This is a genomic window from Flavipsychrobacter sp., from assembly GCA_041392855.1.
GTDB lineage: Bacteria > Bacteroidota > Bacteroidia > Chitinophagales > Chitinophagaceae > UBA5543.
This window is the reverse complement of sequence record JAWKLD010000001.1, coordinates 2894309-2909764: the sequence shown is the minus strand read 5'-3', so window position 1 is coordinate 2909764 and position 15456 is coordinate 2894309. Positions and strand designations below refer to the sequence as shown.

Sequence of the window (15456 nt, the reverse complement as noted above, 5' to 3'; positions counted from 1 at the left end):
AGAACTACGAATCCGTTAACTTTGGCAGCCTAATAATAACTTAGGCCTAAGCGACAATATATGTTACAATACGAAAAGTTTACACTCGATAATGGGTTAAAGGTATTAGTACACCAAGACCAAACCACACCAATGGTGGCAATAAATGTACTATACGATGTAGGGGCCAGAGATGAAGACCCAAACAAGACCGGGTTTGCACACCTTTTTGAGCACCTTATGTTTGGTGGTTCTGAAAACATACCCGAATATGATGAGCCATTACAAATGGCGGGTGGAGAAAATAATGCTTACACTACTAATGACATCACCAACTACTACATACAACTTCCTTTACAAAATATAGAAACTGCATTCTGGCTGGAAAGTGACCGTATGAATGCATTGGACTTTAGCGAAAAGAGCTTGGACGTACAAAGAAAGGTGGTATGCGAAGAGTTTAAAGAGAATTATATCAATAAACCATATGGTGATGCTTGGGAACACCTACGTACCCTTTGCTATAAGAAACACCCTTACCAATGGATGACCATTGGTAAGGAACTAAAACATATTGAAGAGGCAACTCTTGAAGATGTAAAACATTTCTTTTACAAACACTATCGTCCACAAAACGCAGTACTATGCGTAGCCGGCAATGTGAGTGTAGCGCAGGTAAAAGAGTTAGCAGAAAAATGGTTTGGCAATATACCAACTGGTGAAGCTTATCACAGAGCTATTCCTCAAGAGCCTGCACAAACAGAAGCAAGACATAAAGAAGTTGAAGCTGACGTGCCTTTAGATGCGCTTTATAAAGCATGGCATATTGATGGCAGATTATCCGATAGTTATTATGCCAACGATTTGATCACAGAGATCATCGGCAATGGACTAGCCTCTCGTTTGCATCAAAAACTAGTAAAGGAGCAACAACTGTTTAGCAATATCAACTGCTACCATACAGGCAGTATTGACCCGGGGCTTTTAATCATCGAAGGCAAAATAGTTGAAGGTGAAACCTTGGAGGAAGCGAATAAAGCAGTCGATGACATTATAGAAGAACTGGTGACTAATGGAGTAACTGAAGAAGAACTAAGTAAAGCAAAAAACAAGATAGAAGCCATGATCACTTTCGAAGACCTGAGCTTACTATCTCGTGCTAATAACTTGGCATTTTATGAGCTACTTGGCGATGCTGCTATGATAAACGACGAATGGAATAAATACAACGCTGTGACTACCGAATTTTTATTAGCAACAGCCAAGCACACATTCAGAAAAGAAAACAGCAATACTCTATTCTACAGAAAGAAAAAACAAGAAGGATATGTTTCAAGGTACAATTAACGAAAACACTGCATTTGAAAACCGAATCACAAAACTCTTCGGTATCCAGTACCCGATAATTCAAGCTGGTATGATATGGGCATCGGGCTGGCGTTTGGCTAGTGCCGTGAGTAATGCAGGCGGACTGGGCATTATTGGTGCAGGCAGCATGTATCCAGAGGTACTGAAAGAACATATCCAAAAATGCAAGCAAGCTACAGACAAGCCTTTTGCTGTAAACCTACCTTTACTCTATCCAGATATTGACAAACATATCCAAACCATAATCGACGAAAAAGTACCTATAGTATTCACTTCAGCCGGCAATCCAAAAACATGGACTAGCAAACTGAAAGAACATGGAATAGTAGTTGTACATGTAGTATCGAGTGCCAAGTTTGCATTAAAAAGCGAAGCTGCTGGTGTAGATGCTGTTGTTGCCGAGGGCTTTGAAGCTGGTGGGCACAACGGCAGAGAAGAGACAACAACACTTTGCTTGATACCGCAAGTAAAAGACGCTATAACAATTCCACTTATTGCAGCAGGGGGCATAGCTACTGGCAAAAGCATGTTTGCAACTATGGCACTAGGTGCCGATGCGGTACAAATAGGCAGTCGTTTCGTATGCAGCCCCGAAGCCTCTAGCCACCAAGCATTCAAAGATGCTATTGTAGCTGCCAACGAAGGAGATACTATTCTTTCTCTTAAGCGCTTAACTCCAGTTCGTTTATTAAAAAATAAGTTCAGCGATCAAGTTCAGGAAGCGGAAAGTAATTGCGTAAGTGATGAAGCGCTAAAGGATCTTCTAGGTAGGGCACGTGCCAAGAAAGGCATGTTTGAAGGAGACATGGAAGATGGCGAACTTGAAATAGGACAGGTGAGCGGTTACATCAACGAGATAAAACCAGCTGCCGAAATTGTAGCAGAAATATGGAAAGAATTTTGCACTACAGCTAAGCAACCTTTTTAAGGCCGACCCGATCATATACCAAAAAAACTACCTATATTAGCAGTCCTAATATTTAACCCTTTTATGAAGTACATACCTATCCTATTACTCCTATTGTCGAGTCAGGCATTCGCACAAATACAAACCAACCCTACTGATACTACATGTATCAACACAGTTGTGAACATGAGTAATGGTACTACCGGAATCTCCCATACATGGGTGATGGATACAACAGATATTGCTCAGTACAACACTGCCGCTGCAACCGCATCCGGCACATTTGCTCCAGTTAACAATCCTGTTTACTCTAGCATGGATTATGATAATGGTAATTGGTATTCCTTCACTACCAACTATAACAATAGAGATATCATAAGGCTATCATATGGTGCCAACCCAAACTCAACACCAACTGCAACCAACCTTGGTAATTTTGGCTTCACAGGATTTTTATTGGAAGGGGTACAGATAATAAGAGATCCTGCAAATGGTAACTGGTATGGCTTCTTCGTGAATTTTAATAGACTAATGCGTCTGGATTTTGGCACATCGCTCGGCAATAACCCTACTGCTACTTTTTACAGCTTATCTCCAGACCTTGCTCATGCACACCAAATAGGTGTAGCCAAATACGGTACGCAATGGGTGGGTTTTGTAGCCAATAGAAATGGTGCTATTACAAGATTAGACTTCGGCACTTCTATTACAAATGCTCCAACAACTACTGTACTACCAAAAGTTGGCGGATACGACAACCCTTGCAACTTTGCTTTGCACCAGCAGAATGGCAACTGGTACATGCTTGTAACTAGCCTTACTACACCTAATATATCTAGGCTAGATTTTGGTACTAATATTCAAAACAATAGCCCTACCGGTACACTACTGGGGAATACAGGACTTCAGTTGCCAAGAACAGTAGCCATATTCTCTGACTGTAACCAGCTAATAGCTTATGTGGCTAATGAATCAGGCAACCTTATAAAACTAGATTTTCATAACAACATCACTTCTACTCCTACATTTAGCAATATGGGGGCACTTGGTGTTACTAATATCAACAGCTTTGTTCCTTTTATTTACAATGGAACACAATATCTACATATAACCTCCTATAGTAGCAAAGGATACCATAGAAAAACTCTTTTTACCTACCCTACTTTCAACAGCACTGTTTATTACAACCCTACACTCAACTACACCTTTACCACAGCTGGTGCTAAGAAAATTACACTATTGCAAAACATGGGTGGTTTTATGGGCATGCAAAGCCATTGTAGCGGCATTTTTATTGCCAGCGGAGCTTCCAATATTGACATAATCAAAGACACCACCATTTGCCAGAACGATACACTAACACTTGATGCAAGTAGCAGTGGTGGTACTACTTATATATGGAATACAGGTGCTACTACCAGCAGTATTAAAGTAACACAAGCTAATAAATATTGGGTTCAAGCATCAGGCGGCACCTTATGTGGTACAGCATCCGATACTGCCACGATCTCTAAAGCAGCACTTCCCACTGTAGATCTGGATAGCTTCATTAATAAATGTGCCGGCACACAAATTAAACTAGAGAATAAAAACACCAACCCTAGTGGCGCTACTTTCTTATGGAGTGATGCTACTACAGCAGCCACCAATGAATTTATCGGCAGCCCATCTAAATCTGGCACGTACTGGCTAGAAGTAAATAATAATGGTTGTATCGGAGCAGACACAGTTAAAATACAAATAGATCCAGTACCCGCTGTATACTTAGGTCCTGACACTACTATATGTAATAGCATTTCCTACACGCTTAATGCCGGACCTCAAGATTCTGGTACTATCTATCAATGGAATACCAATAGTGCTGATTCTGCTATTACACTTACCCAAAGTGGCACCTATGCGGTAACTGTTGTGAACAAGTTTGGGTGTACTGTTGCGGACACAGTAGTTTTCAATTCCGTAGAAGGACCTAAGCTAGATCTAGGTAATGATACGACCCTATGTTATGGTGAAGAGATAACACTCTATGCAGGAATAACTAAAGTACCTGTTACCTATGTTTGGTCTGACAGTAGCTTAAAAGACAGGCTTAAGGTAAAAACACCAGGTCAATATACCTTATATGCTTTCAGCAGTTGTGGTTTGGCAAGAGATGATATTTATATCGACTTTTACAACTGTGAGTTATGGTTCCCTAGCGCATTTACACCTAACAATGACGGAAGAAATGACGTAGCAAAAGTACTGGGTAATATTACCGAAGTGACCAACTTTGAGTTAGGTATTTTCAACAGATGGGGTAATCGTGTCTTTTATACTATAGACATTAACGAAGGTTGGGATGGCAGCTATAAAGGTAAAGCCTTAAGCATGGACGCTTTCTACTATTATATCAAATATAAATTCAGGGGCAGGGACGAAATTATGAAAGGTAGTGTTACTATATTAAGATAGTAGCACTACTCGATCAAGTCTGTATCGTTGCCATCAAGCAGTTTCATATCTATGCTTTCTGCACCGGCAATACCTTCTATAGAACCACTAACATGGTTAGCATTAAGCAGTATTTTTTCTATCTGCTTTTCTCTGGCTTTCCATATACGCTCCATTTGATCGCGCTCTTTTTGAATAAGGTCTTTCATGCTTCTAAAACCTTCACGCATGGCTTTCCATTGTTCGGAGAATTCCGCACCTGTAAGGTAGTTATAAAGCAAAGTCATTTTATCCCCTTTGTTCTCCTGACTTTTAGTAGCGTTATACACTCTAAGGATAGAGTCCCTTAAAACCGTAGTAACTGCTTTTACTTCATTAAAAGAACATATCCATACCCCATCTTTTTCGCCAAAGCTATCCATACCCTTGGGCATTGCTTGTGTCACAATTACAGCCAAGTCTGCACCTTGACTGCGCATATCTGCTTTTAGTTTTTCTATCCACTCGTTACTAAATTCCTTAGTACGCTTACTCTCATACATTATACTGCCACACTCATTACCTATACTATTGCGCACTGTTTGTATACAGTCGGCACCTCTTACGCCTTTACCCACCTCCGATATCACATCAAAAGGAAAGTTGTTTCTCAACAGTTCTTCTAGTGCCAATTCTTGCACCTCTCCTTGCAACTGCATAGATGCCTGCTCTGCTTTACGTACGGCTTCCTCAGCTATTTTTTTCTGATCTTCCAGCTGCTTTTCTAATTGCTTGAACTTTAAAAAGTTCTTTTCTTCTTCTTGTTTTCTAATACTACCCTCAAGTGCTAGCTTTTCCTCTTGCAGCATTTTTTGTAGTTGTATCTGTAGCTCTTCTTCCTTTTGTTTCAGTTCTTGCTTTTGCTTTAAAAACTCTAATTCTTTAACTCTAGCTTCCTTTAATTTTTCCTCATTTTGCTCATTAGCTTCTTTTAAAAATCTCATTTCTACTTCATAATCACCCGCCAACTTCTTACTGATCTGCTCTTCCAACTTTAGCTGTAGTTGCTCACGTTGTTCTTCTAGTCTTCTCTGTGCCTCTTTTTCTTTTTCGTCCAAGGCTTTTTGATGTTCTTCACTCTTTTCCTTTTGCCAGCTAACCATTTTGGCACGCAATTGCGCCTCTACTTCCGAGCGAATTGCTTCGTCAGGTTGAAACTCATTACCACATTTTGGACATTTTATTTGTGCACTCATATTAAAACTTCAAGAACAGTAAGTTACAAAGTTCCGATTTTATTGAAGGAAATCACATAGGTTATTATTTTTACAGCTACGATATGCGAAAAAGCACAATATATTTATTGCTAGCACTAGCCTTTATCATTTCGAAAAAGGTTACCGCTCAAGTGCCACAAAGCGCTCAAAGGCTTTATCATGAAGGGCTGTCTTATAATTTAAAGAAAAATAAAGCCGCTGCCTACAAAAGTGTTGCTGCAGCAATAGCTAGTTACCCCAGATATGTTGATGCTTATAGCACAATGGGAGAATGGTACTATATAGATAGAAATTTCCCAAAAGCGATAGAAACTTTTCTCGCTGCCTCTAGAAATTGTAAAGATGGCTACAATGCATTTGCCATGCCATTAGCAAAAGCATACCTAGCCAACTACCAACCTACTCAAGCATTACAACTTATTGTATCACGTAGTATTTCTGATAGCAAAAATGATACTTGGAAAAAATTACGTGCACAAGGTAGCTTCATGCAGCAAGCATTGAACAGAAAATGGACGGATACCGCTTTCAATCTGGGCATACGTATTAACACCCCATATCCTGAAATGTATCCTACTATATCGGCTGATACCCAAACATTACATTTCACCCGTAGTGTAAACAATACCGATGAGGACTTTTACCGTTCGACAGTAGATAGCTGTGGAGGGTGGTTTACGGGTAAAAACTTAGGCACCCCTACCAATACCCCCTTTCAGGAAGCGGCACAATTTATATCTGCTGATGAACATTATCTGTTCTTTATGCGTTGTGAAAACAGAAGCGAAAACGGCTGGGAAAGAGGAGGTTGTGACCTATTTATGGCTTATACCGAAGATAGCACATGGTCTACACCTCAAAGCTTTGGCGCTACCATAAATACTCCCGACTATGAGGGCATGCCATGCCTCTCTGCCGATAACAGAGAGCTTTACTTTGTAAGCAATAGAAATGGTGGCTATGGAGGGCTAGATATATGGGTATCTACTTTTGAAAATGGACTTTGGCAAGAGCCTAAAAACTTAGGGCCTGAAATTAATACTCCGGGTAACGAAACAGCCCCACACTTACATATAGATAACAATACACTTTATTTTGCCAGCGACGGGCTCACAGGGCTTGGCGGTATAGACCTGTTCATGACACGCAGAAGCAGGAATAACACTTGGGAAACACCAACTAACATGGGTATTCCTTTCAACTCTACAGCTGATGAAAACAGCATTTGTATCACAGTAGATGGTCAAAGAGCCTTCTTCTCCTCTGATAGAGATAGCAATACCGGGAATTTTGATATCTATGAGATGAAAGTACCCAAAGCACTGCAACCTATACCTGTAGTTAAAATAGAAGGCTTTGTATATGACTCCCTATCAAAAGATAGGCTGAATTACACCAGCATATATGTTAAAGATGCTGTTACCAAACAAGAGCTTTATCATTTCACCTCTAACAGGGGTGATGCCAGCTATATGATAACCTTGCCCAAAGGTAAAAAATACACTTACTATGCGGATAGAATAGGCTATTTGGCCAGCGAAGGAGATATAATATTTGCCGATGCAGATAGTATAGATGTGGATACCTTTAATATCGCATTATTACCTCAAGACTATGTTGCCCCTATTAACGACAGTGTATTGCTTGTATTAAACTTCCCTATCAATAGTAAAAGTCTGTCAGACTCTAATAAGGCAGAAATATATAGAGCTATGGATCCATGGTTGTTTGAAGAGCATAACTTTCAAATACTTATCAATAGCTATACAGATAATACAGGCACGCCTATCATAAATGAAGAATTATCCTATACCAGAGCACGCTTAGTAGCAGAGGAAATAGCAGGTTTGGGCATACTCGAAGATTATATTCGCTATGCAGGGTGGGGAGAAGCAGCTCCTGTAGCCTCAAATGACACTGAGGAGGGAAGGTTTGCCAATAGAAGAGTAGAGATCATTATCAGGAGATAATGACAAACCTTACTTTAAGTATAAAACCATGACAAAAGCTTAGCAGTTTTTTCTACTTTTACTTAAATAAAATCAGATTACATGTCTCACCAATTGTTAAAAGGAAAGAAAGGAATCATATTTGGAGCGCTAGACGAGCGTTCAATTGCATGGCAAACGGCACAAAAGGTAGTAGCTGAAGGTGGTGAAATAGTGCTTTCTAATGCGCCAATAGCATTAAGAATGGGTAAGATAAATGAGCTAGCTAAAGAGTGCAATGATGCACCCGTAATAGCTGCTGACGCTACCAAAACAGAAGATCTAGAACAACTGATACAACAAAGTATGGATCATTTTGGCGGTAAACTCGATTTTGTATTGCACTCAATCGGTATGTCTCCAAACGTTCGTAAAAATATAGAGTATACGAACACCAATTATGACAACTTTTTAAAGACATTAGATATATCTGCGTTATCGCTACACAAGGTGTTACAATCTTGTATGAAATTGGATGCACTAAACGAATGGGCATCTGTAGTAGCACTAACCTATATCGCAGCGCAACGTACTTTCCCTGGTTATAACGATATGGCTGAAGCGAAGGCATTAATGGAGGGTATAGCACGTAGCTTTGGTTACCACTATGGCTTTGCTAAAAAAGTAAGGGTAAACACCGTATCTCAATCTCCTACAGTTACCACTGCTGGCTCTGGGGTATCTGGTTTTGATGCTTTCTTTGAGTATGCTAACAAAATGTCTCCGTTAGGCAATGCTACTGCTGAAGAATGTGCTAGCTACTGTATTAGCCTATTCAGCGACTATACCAAGATGGTGACCATGCAAAACCTATTCCACGATGGCGGTTTCTCTAGCACTGGTGTGAGTACTCCTATCGTAGAAGAAATGATAAAAGCTGCTGAAAAGTAAAAATCAGCTAAATTACAGTAGCAATAATTTCATTTATGTTCCGTTCTAACCTTATGCAAATAAGAAAATACCTCCTTATTATCCTATGTGCTATTACTGGCAGTAGCTATGCGCAAGTAACGGGAGGGCAACGAACAATGGAGTTTTTGCGACTAGCAAATTCACCTCATATATCTGCACTTGGCGGTACTAATATTGCCAGTGCAGATGATGATATTGCTTTTGCATTGCAAAACCCAGCATTAATGCGCCCTGAGCTTCATAACAATTTAGGGCTTAACTATAATGCCTTCTACTCGGGTATCAGCATTGCCAATATGCAATACGGTTATCATGTGCCTAAAATAAATACTTCATTTGCATTAGGCATCCAATACCTTAACTACGGTAGTTTCACACAGACGGATAATATTGGCAACCAATATGGCACATTTAAGGCTAATGAATTTGCCATAACCTTGGCCGCATCAAGGCAATACAAAACTAAATGGCGCTATGGAGCTGCTTTAAAGTTTGCTAACTCTGCTCTTTACGACAAGAGATCTTCAGCACTATTAATGGACATTGGTGTTACGTATTATGATAGCAATGCGCTATGGATGGTTAGCGCAGTAGCACAAAACATGGGTGTTGTATTATCAAAATACAACCCTAATAATAGTTCAGAGCCTCTTCCTTTCGATTTACAGATAGGTATTTCTAAAAGATTAAAATATGTACCGCTAAGATTGATGGCAACTATACACCATCTATATGAGTGGGATATTCGTTATAATAACCCTGCTGACAATACCCAAAACAATCTATTTGGAGGACAAGATACTACTGCTACTCAGAAGTCTTACTTTGGAGATAAGCTGTTCAGGCATTTTGTATTTGGCGCAGAGATCATCATAGGTAAAAGACTGTTAGCTACAGTTGCATATAACCATCTTCGTAGAGGAGAACTAAGCATTGAAGACAAGCCAGGTCTTGCCGGTTTTTCTTTTGGACTTGGGGTCAATTTGAATAAATTTCAAATTCATTACGCACGCTCTTACTATCATATAGCAGGTGCTTACAACGAGTTTGGTATTAACATGTCACTCAATAAAATAATTGGAGCTGGCAAGCTTGGAGAAAAAATAAACTGGAGTGACACTTACCCTGGCTGGAAATATACCGCACCACCACGCACTAGTCCTACGAGTGCTTCTTCCGAGGGTTAAATATTACTGAAAACAATACCGGCACAAGAAATATACTTACACTTAAAATAGATGTAAGAATATCGCCCCATACCATTGGGTGCTCACCCATTGCCAAGGTTTGTCCATTAAGTTCCATACATGCTTGTGGCCCTTCTATAAATTTAGAAGCAGCCGAACAAGGATTAAAATGCGTGTATAGGGAAGAGGAAAGTTTTAGTCCTAATAAAGCGATCACAGCATAAGCACATATATCTAAAAAAGGGTATCGCTCCATGAGCCTTACAAAACCTTGTGCCACAAAACGCATGGCCAATATGCCTATAAAAACACCTACACAAATGAGGATAATATTATCCGTATAAGCATTTGCAGCAATCACATTATCTATAGAAAAAGCCAAGTCCATTATCTCTACCAATACTATTGTAGACCATAGCGGGCCTAATAATCCTAACGTCTTTCTATACAGCCAACTTTTATTTTTGTCCTGGACCTCTATACTTTCTGCTTCATCAGGTATTTTTTTAGCCCTAGCTATAAAATGCCTGACCGCTAATATCAATAGATAAATACCCCCTACTGGCTTGAACCACCATATCTGTATCAGATACGCTGCAAATACTAGACTTATCCCTCTAAACACATAAGCACCCAGTATACCATAACGTAAAGCTTTTACCCGCTGCTGCTTAGGCAGGTCTACTACCATGGTAGCCAAAACAGCTGCATTATCTACAGAAAGTATACTCTCTATAAGTATCAGGTTGAAGATAATTGTAGCAGAAGGGACAGGATTATCAATAATCTGCTGAAACAGTTCTTGAAAATGTGCCATTAATAATTGCAGCTAGTTTTTAAGCGTCATTAATACGGAGCAAAGGTATTACATATTTTCACCAACACATGAAATATGTTCTATTTCACGAGTTTAAAATATTGGCTACCCGTTTTTACATTTTCTATTTGCAACAAATAGTTTCCAGAAGGCATTTCTTTAGCAGGTATACTTTTAGCTCCTACGCCACTCCAAACTAGTTTACCGGTCACATCGTATAAATACATCCATGTGTCTGTTGCTACTCCTTCTATATGCCATACCTCTTTTGCAGGGTTAGGATATACTTTTATTCCATCTAAGTTGAGTGTAGCAATACTTAGTATTGTTTGATCTTTAGACACAAGACTGTTTCTATTAACTATATGTTCATTTGGATCAATAGATATACCTGTTACCGTCTTATCCCAAGTCACCGAGTAGTTTTGAGATAGTCCTGTATTCATCAACTTCACTGTTGTATCTCCATTAGTAGCATTCAGCTGCAGTTCGACAGGTAAATGAAATACAGCTACGCTATTAGGAAAGCTAGTAGACTGATTGATTTGTAGATGTACGGTATTACCTACCTGATAATATTTAATGCTGTAAATTGGGAAACCCTCACCATACACCCACTGCCTAAAGAATGTATCTAACTGTTGGTTATATACTTGTTCAAATACTTGCTTCAAGTCATCCGTTACTGCATTTTTATAGGCATACTGTTGTTGAAAGTTTCTTAACCCTTTAAAGAACAGGCTATCTTCAGGTGCTAAATATCTCAGCATATGGGCAACGGCTGCTCCTTTTGCATAAGTCAGCCTACCGCTAAATATTCTATTCACACTGGTCGTATCATCTACATATACACTTCCGAATGTTTGCGTCATTACTGTACCAAAAGCACTAGTCCTTTCTGTTTTAGCAGCTTGCACTCCCCAATATTTTTCGAAGAATAATTGTGCGGTATATGTTGCCAGCCCTTCGCTCAGCCATATATCCTTCCATGTACCATAGGTTACATTATTACCCCACCACTGATGCCCCATTTCATGAGCGATCAAGCCTGTATTTACAGGTCCTAATGTTGTCATAGTTTGGTGTTCCATTCCTCCTCCTAGCTCACCCACTACACAGTGCCCGTACTTCTCTTTATAAAAAGGGTATTTGCCATATAGTTCCGAAAAATGATCGATCAATATACCCGTTGTATCCAGTGCAGCCTTAATAGCAGGTGTCATAAATGTTGCTGAATCGTATAGGTAATTCTGTATCAACATAGAGTCATTACTACCATCGGTATAATGCATGTAATAGGAATAATCTCCATAAGGAGCTACTGCTAGAGTGATCAGATAATAATCTATAGGGTATTTTGTTTTCCATTCATAACGCAGTTTGTTTCCCGGCAAACTTGTAGTGTTCAACAATAGTCCATTACTACCTGCTTTTAAAGAATCTGCAGTTGTCACCCACATGTCTACCGAATCAATTTTGTCTTTAAGCGACTGCTTGCAAGGCCACCATTCATCCGTTCTATCAGGGTCGCTCAATGTGTAGAGGATATTTGTTCCAGATGGGCGTTGCACTTTATTTAGTCCTCCTGTAAAAAACTGTCCCGTACCAGACGTTGGCTGCCCATGATAAAAAACCTGCACTGTAAAGCTTGTATTATTAGATAGCGGAGTTGCTAAATTCACTTTCCTCACTGCTCCATTGGTTGTTACTGTTACTTTTTGCCCATTAAACTTTACAGAATCTATAGTTAACTGTGCATCTAGCTCAAAAGCATAAACATTAAAACCTGCAACTACGGTTGTAGCAGTGGTAGTTACATCTCCCTTTATGCTAGTAGAAGTGTTGCCTAACTCTAGCTTAAAAAAAAGATGTTTTATATCGTATTTATCCTCATCAAGGTCTGCTACAGTTGTTTTTTGTCCAGATCTTACCTCTTTGTATTTATGGGTGCACCCAAGATATGACTCTTGTGCATGCGTGCTTATTGCTATCATCATCAATAAAAAAGGAATAATAACTCTGTACATTGGTATTTAGTTTTGCTACGAATAAAAATAGCTATTATTTACCTATGGTGATAAAAGCCTAAATTGAGTAATTAAACTACACATAAAAGAATATCCCCCAAAAAGGGGGAATATATCAAAAGTTAAATATGGTATTTTTAAATATCACTTCACTATTAAAACAAATATGCAATGAGGGAAGCATATAGAAAAAAGCTAGTTTTTATTGGGAAGTCTCTTGTCTGGTCTGTATTCTTATATTTTAGCGCAATAGCTATACTCGACTGGAACTATAAAGAGACTGACGAACCTATAATAGTAGAAGTAAAGTATACTCCTTCAAATTCTATACGTGTAGATGCTAGTATTCAACAAGGGATAAAAGGCACTACTTATTCTCTATCAGCACTAACTCAAAAGCTGGGTAGTTTATTTGCCCGCCTGCTCAACTAAACAGCAATAGCGGTTGTAGCTTCACAACGCTCGATAAACTGTTTATGGTCATCTCCTACTATTTGTAGTGCCAAGTTTTTGATGGAAGGGAATAGCATTTCATAGACATTCTTTTTGCTTACAGGCACATCTGTGTCTTGCATTGCTAAAATATATACTACTGCTTCCGGTACTTCTAATACCTCGCACACTTTTTTAATGGTACGATTGCTAGGTCTTTTTATTTGATTTTCAATCTGTGACAGTGATGTTTGTGATATTCCACAACGCTCCGCCAACTCATATTGAGTAATTCCAACTTGCCTTCTCACAGACTTTATCGCTATTCCTAAATTCATTCTTAATAGTTTTTCTAGTTGATATAATAGGTAACGGAGTAATCCTTCTTTAACTTTAAGACATACTGTTATTATAAAATGGTTGGTGTTTTTAAAGATTATTTGCGCTCCAAATGGGTACAAACACCCAGCTTACCCCTTATTTTTCAATTATTTACAGGATTCTTTATATTAACTTTACTAAATGCGAAATAATTTTTCTGCACGTATTATTTACGATAAAAAGTCTTGGTTAGCGGTTATAATACAAGAGCATCGGAAAAATGGACTCTATTATGAGGTCAATATTTCTGGTTTTCCAAGATTTTATATGACATGGTCTTCTTCCGACAGATATGACGTAGTGGATAATAACTCTCTACCTTATGAATTAGTATTGGCAGTAAGTGATGCCATAGAAAACGAAATAGCTAAATAGTAGCTCAAAACACACATCCAATAAATGGCAAAAAAACATCAATTTGCTTTTATTAATCTTATTTAAGTTTTTTTGAGTGGTTTAGCTTGTACTTTCTTTTTGTCTTGATTGTCTTTCAAACTATAAAACGAAAGACTATGACAAAAATTAAACTATTCAAAACATTGCTAACTCTTGTGCTAATAAGCTGTTCTTTATTTGTACAAGGTCAGTGGAAGCAGAAAAATAATATATGGGGATTTTCACAAGGTATATGGGGTGGACAATCATTTGCTGTAGACGGCAAAATATATTTTGGGGGTGGCTATAGTGGCAATAATACCAACTATAATGACCTACAGGTTTATGATATCTCTACCGATACTTGGGCTGGGAAAAACAATATGCCCGGGGCAACTAATAGATCTGGGGCCGTTACTTTTGTAATTAACAATAAAGTATACCTTGGATTGGGTATACAAGATTTCAACAGCTTTAATATTCCTAATTGGACATTTCTTACAGATCTATGGGAGTACAATGCATCAGCAGATAGCTGGACACAAAAAGCATCAGCACCAGGTATTGGTAGAGGGTTCTCTGGAGTCTTTGTTATTAACAATAAGGCATATATAGTAGGTGGTACAACTACAAAACTTGGTGGCGGTACTGATGAAGTATTAGAATATGACCCTGCTACTGATACATGGACCACTAAAGCAAGTTTTCCAGAAGGTGAGATAAGGGATCAACCTTTTTCTTTCAGCATTGGAGATAAGGGCTATATAGCTGGAGGAAGAACACCATCTGGCAGAACTAATAAAACCTATGAATATAACCCAGCTACCAACACATGGACCGCTAAAAAGGAAATGCCTGTTGCTGAAATAGCAGGTGGAGTTTCTTTTGTAATAAATGGTAAAGGGTATTGTACTTGGGGTGGAATTGATAATGGCGCATTTAACAAATCTACTTTTGCCTACAGCCCTTCAGCAAACGATTGGGAATATGTTTCTGGGGGAGAATCGATAAGACCAGGAAGAATGTTTGGTAGAGCTGAAGTAGTAAACGGCATAGCTTACTTAGGAGCAGGATGGAGAATTGATGTTACAACTCAAACTTTTTATAGAGACTTTTTTGAGTTTAATACTCAAGGAGTCTTATCAGTAAACAGTATAAATAATAACGAGCAGGTTGTTGTATACCCCAACCCTGCTACGGACAAGGTATTTATAAAAAATGCTAAACAAGGCGGCAAATATGCTATATACAACATGTTTGGCCAACAAGTAGTAACAGGCATTCTTTCCAATTCCTTATCAATAAATACAAACTCACTTTCCGCAGGGCAATATATCATAAAATATACAGATAAGGCATCCGTAAAACAATATCAAGTTACTATTCAATAATAC

General features: G+C 38.8%; 12 protein-coding genes. 8 read left to right on the top strand and 4 right to left on the bottom strand.

The window, feature by feature from the left end; genetic code table 11:
- Positions 1–60: 60 nt before the first annotated feature.
- The 3 genes from R2800_13390 (at position 61) to R2800_13380 (ending at position 4708) form a co-directional block, all read left to right on the top strand.
- Entirely contained in the window at positions 61–1326 is a 1266-nt protein-coding gene (locus R2800_13390; protein ID MEZ5018046.1) for a pitrilysin family protein, read from the top strand.
- Positions 1307–2275 (top strand): nitronate monooxygenase, encoded by a 969-nt coding sequence (locus R2800_13385; protein ID MEZ5018045.1) that lies wholly within the window; start codon positions 1307–1309, stop codon positions 2273–2275. Before R2800_13390 ends, R2800_13385 begins: the two co-directional genes overlap by 20 nt.
- Before the next feature lie 63 nt (positions 2276–2338).
- Complete coding sequence (locus tag R2800_13380) at positions 2339–4708, top strand: gliding motility-associated C-terminal domain-containing protein (GenBank protein ID MEZ5018044.1); 2370 nt, start codon at positions 2339–2341, stop codon at positions 4706–4708.
- Positions 4709–4713: 5 nt separating this feature from the next.
- Here the strand turns inward: R2800_13380 and R2800_13375 are convergent, their stop codons facing one another.
- A complete protein-coding gene (locus tag R2800_13375) occupies positions 4714–5922 on the bottom strand; it encodes a DUF2130 domain-containing protein (protein MEZ5018043.1) in 1209 nt (402 codons plus the stop codon).
- Positions 5923–6005: 83 nt separating this feature from the next.
- On the opposite strand from R2800_13375, the gene R2800_13370 reads away from it, so the two are divergent.
- The 3 genes from R2800_13370 to porQ all read left to right on the top strand — a co-directional run bounded on the left by R2800_13370 (position 6006) and on the right by porQ (position 10030).
- Positions 6006–7913, top strand: coding sequence for an OmpA family protein (locus tag R2800_13370; protein MEZ5018042.1), 1908 nt, complete (start codon positions 6006–6008; stop codon positions 7911–7913).
- Positions 7914–7994: 81 nt separating this feature from the next.
- Positions 7995–8822, top strand: coding sequence for an SDR family oxidoreductase (locus tag R2800_13365; GenBank protein MEZ5018041.1), 828 nt, complete (start codon positions 7995–7997; stop codon positions 8820–8822).
- Positions 8823–8857: 35 nt separating this feature from the next.
- Positions 8858–10030 (top strand): type IX secretion system protein PorQ, encoded by a 1173-nt coding sequence (gene porQ, locus R2800_13360; protein MEZ5018040.1) that lies wholly within the window; start codon positions 8858–8860, stop codon positions 10028–10030.
- Here the strand turns inward: porQ and R2800_13355 are convergent.
- Both R2800_13355 and R2800_13350 read right to left on the bottom strand, forming a co-directional pair.
- The gene (locus tag R2800_13355) at positions 10005–10847 is read right to left on the bottom strand and encodes a DUF475 domain-containing protein (protein ID MEZ5018039.1); all 843 of its coding nucleotides are present in this window, start codon (positions 10845–10847) and stop codon (positions 10005–10007) included. The two genes, porQ and R2800_13355, sit on opposite strands and share 26 nt — an antisense overlap.
- A gap of 80 nt (positions 10848–10927) precedes the next feature.
- Positions 10928–12874 (bottom strand): M1 family aminopeptidase, encoded by a 1947-nt coding sequence (locus R2800_13350; protein ID MEZ5018038.1) that lies wholly within the window; start codon positions 12872–12874, stop codon positions 10928–10930.
- Positions 12875–13045: 171 nt separating this feature from the next.
- Here R2800_13350 and R2800_13345 point away from each other — a divergent pair, with 171 nt between their 5' ends.
- Complete coding sequence (locus tag R2800_13345; GenBank protein MEZ5018037.1) at positions 13046–13306, top strand: hypothetical protein; 261 nt, start codon at positions 13046–13048, stop codon at positions 13304–13306.
- On the opposite strand, the gene R2800_13340 is transcribed toward R2800_13345, so the two are convergent.
- Positions 13303–13644, bottom strand: a complete 342-nt coding sequence (locus tag R2800_13340) for a helix-turn-helix transcriptional regulator (GenBank protein ID MEZ5018036.1) — start codon at positions 13642–13644, stop codon at positions 13303–13305. The two genes, R2800_13345 and R2800_13340, sit on opposite strands and share 4 nt — an antisense overlap.
- Before the next feature lie 555 nt (positions 13645–14199).
- On the opposite strand from R2800_13340, the gene R2800_13335 reads away from it, so the two are divergent.
- Positions 14200–15453, top strand: coding sequence for a kelch repeat-containing protein (locus tag R2800_13335; GenBank protein MEZ5018035.1), 1254 nt, complete (start codon positions 14200–14202; stop codon positions 15451–15453).
- Positions 15454–15456: the final 3 nt, after the last annotated feature.

Excerpts from the sequence above, each read along its gene's own strand:
- R2800_13350 (MEZ5018038.1), bottom strand. The coding sequence starts at position 12,874 with ATGTACAGAGTTATTATTCCTTTTTTATTGATGATGATAGCAATAAGC.
- R2800_13375 (MEZ5018043.1), bottom strand. The coding sequence starts at position 5,922 with ATGAGTGCACAAATAAAATGTCCAAAATGTGGTAATGAGTTTCAACCT.
- R2800_13340 (MEZ5018036.1), bottom strand. The coding sequence starts at position 13,644 with ATGAATTTAGGAATAGCGATAAAGTCTGTGAGAAGGCAAGTTGGAATT.
- R2800_13385 (MEZ5018045.1), top strand. The coding sequence starts at position 1,307 with ATGTTTCAAGGTACAATTAACGAAAACACTGCATTTGAAAACCGAATC.
- R2800_13365 (MEZ5018041.1), top strand. The coding sequence starts at position 7,995 with ATGTCTCACCAATTGTTAAAAGGAAAGAAAGGAATCATATTTGGAGCG.
- R2800_13390 (MEZ5018046.1), top strand. The coding sequence starts at position 61 with ATGTTACAATACGAAAAGTTTACACTCGATAATGGGTTAAAGGTATTA.
- porQ (MEZ5018040.1), top strand. The coding sequence starts at position 8,858 with ATGTTCCGTTCTAACCTTATGCAAATAAGAAAATACCTCCTTATTATC.
- R2800_13355 (MEZ5018039.1), bottom strand. The coding sequence starts at position 10,847 with ATGGCACATTTTCAAGAACTGTTTCAGCAGATTATTGATAATCCTGTC.
- R2800_13335 (MEZ5018035.1), top strand. The coding sequence starts at position 14,200 with ATGACAAAAATTAAACTATTCAAAACATTGCTAACTCTTGTGCTAATA.
- R2800_13380 (MEZ5018044.1), top strand. The coding sequence starts at position 2,339 with ATGAAGTACATACCTATCCTATTACTCCTATTGTCGAGTCAGGCATTC.
- R2800_13370 (MEZ5018042.1), top strand. The coding sequence starts at position 6,006 with ATGCGAAAAAGCACAATATATTTATTGCTAGCACTAGCCTTTATCATT.
- R2800_13345 (MEZ5018037.1), top strand. The coding sequence starts at position 13,046 with ATGAGGGAAGCATATAGAAAAAAGCTAGTTTTTATTGGGAAGTCTCTT.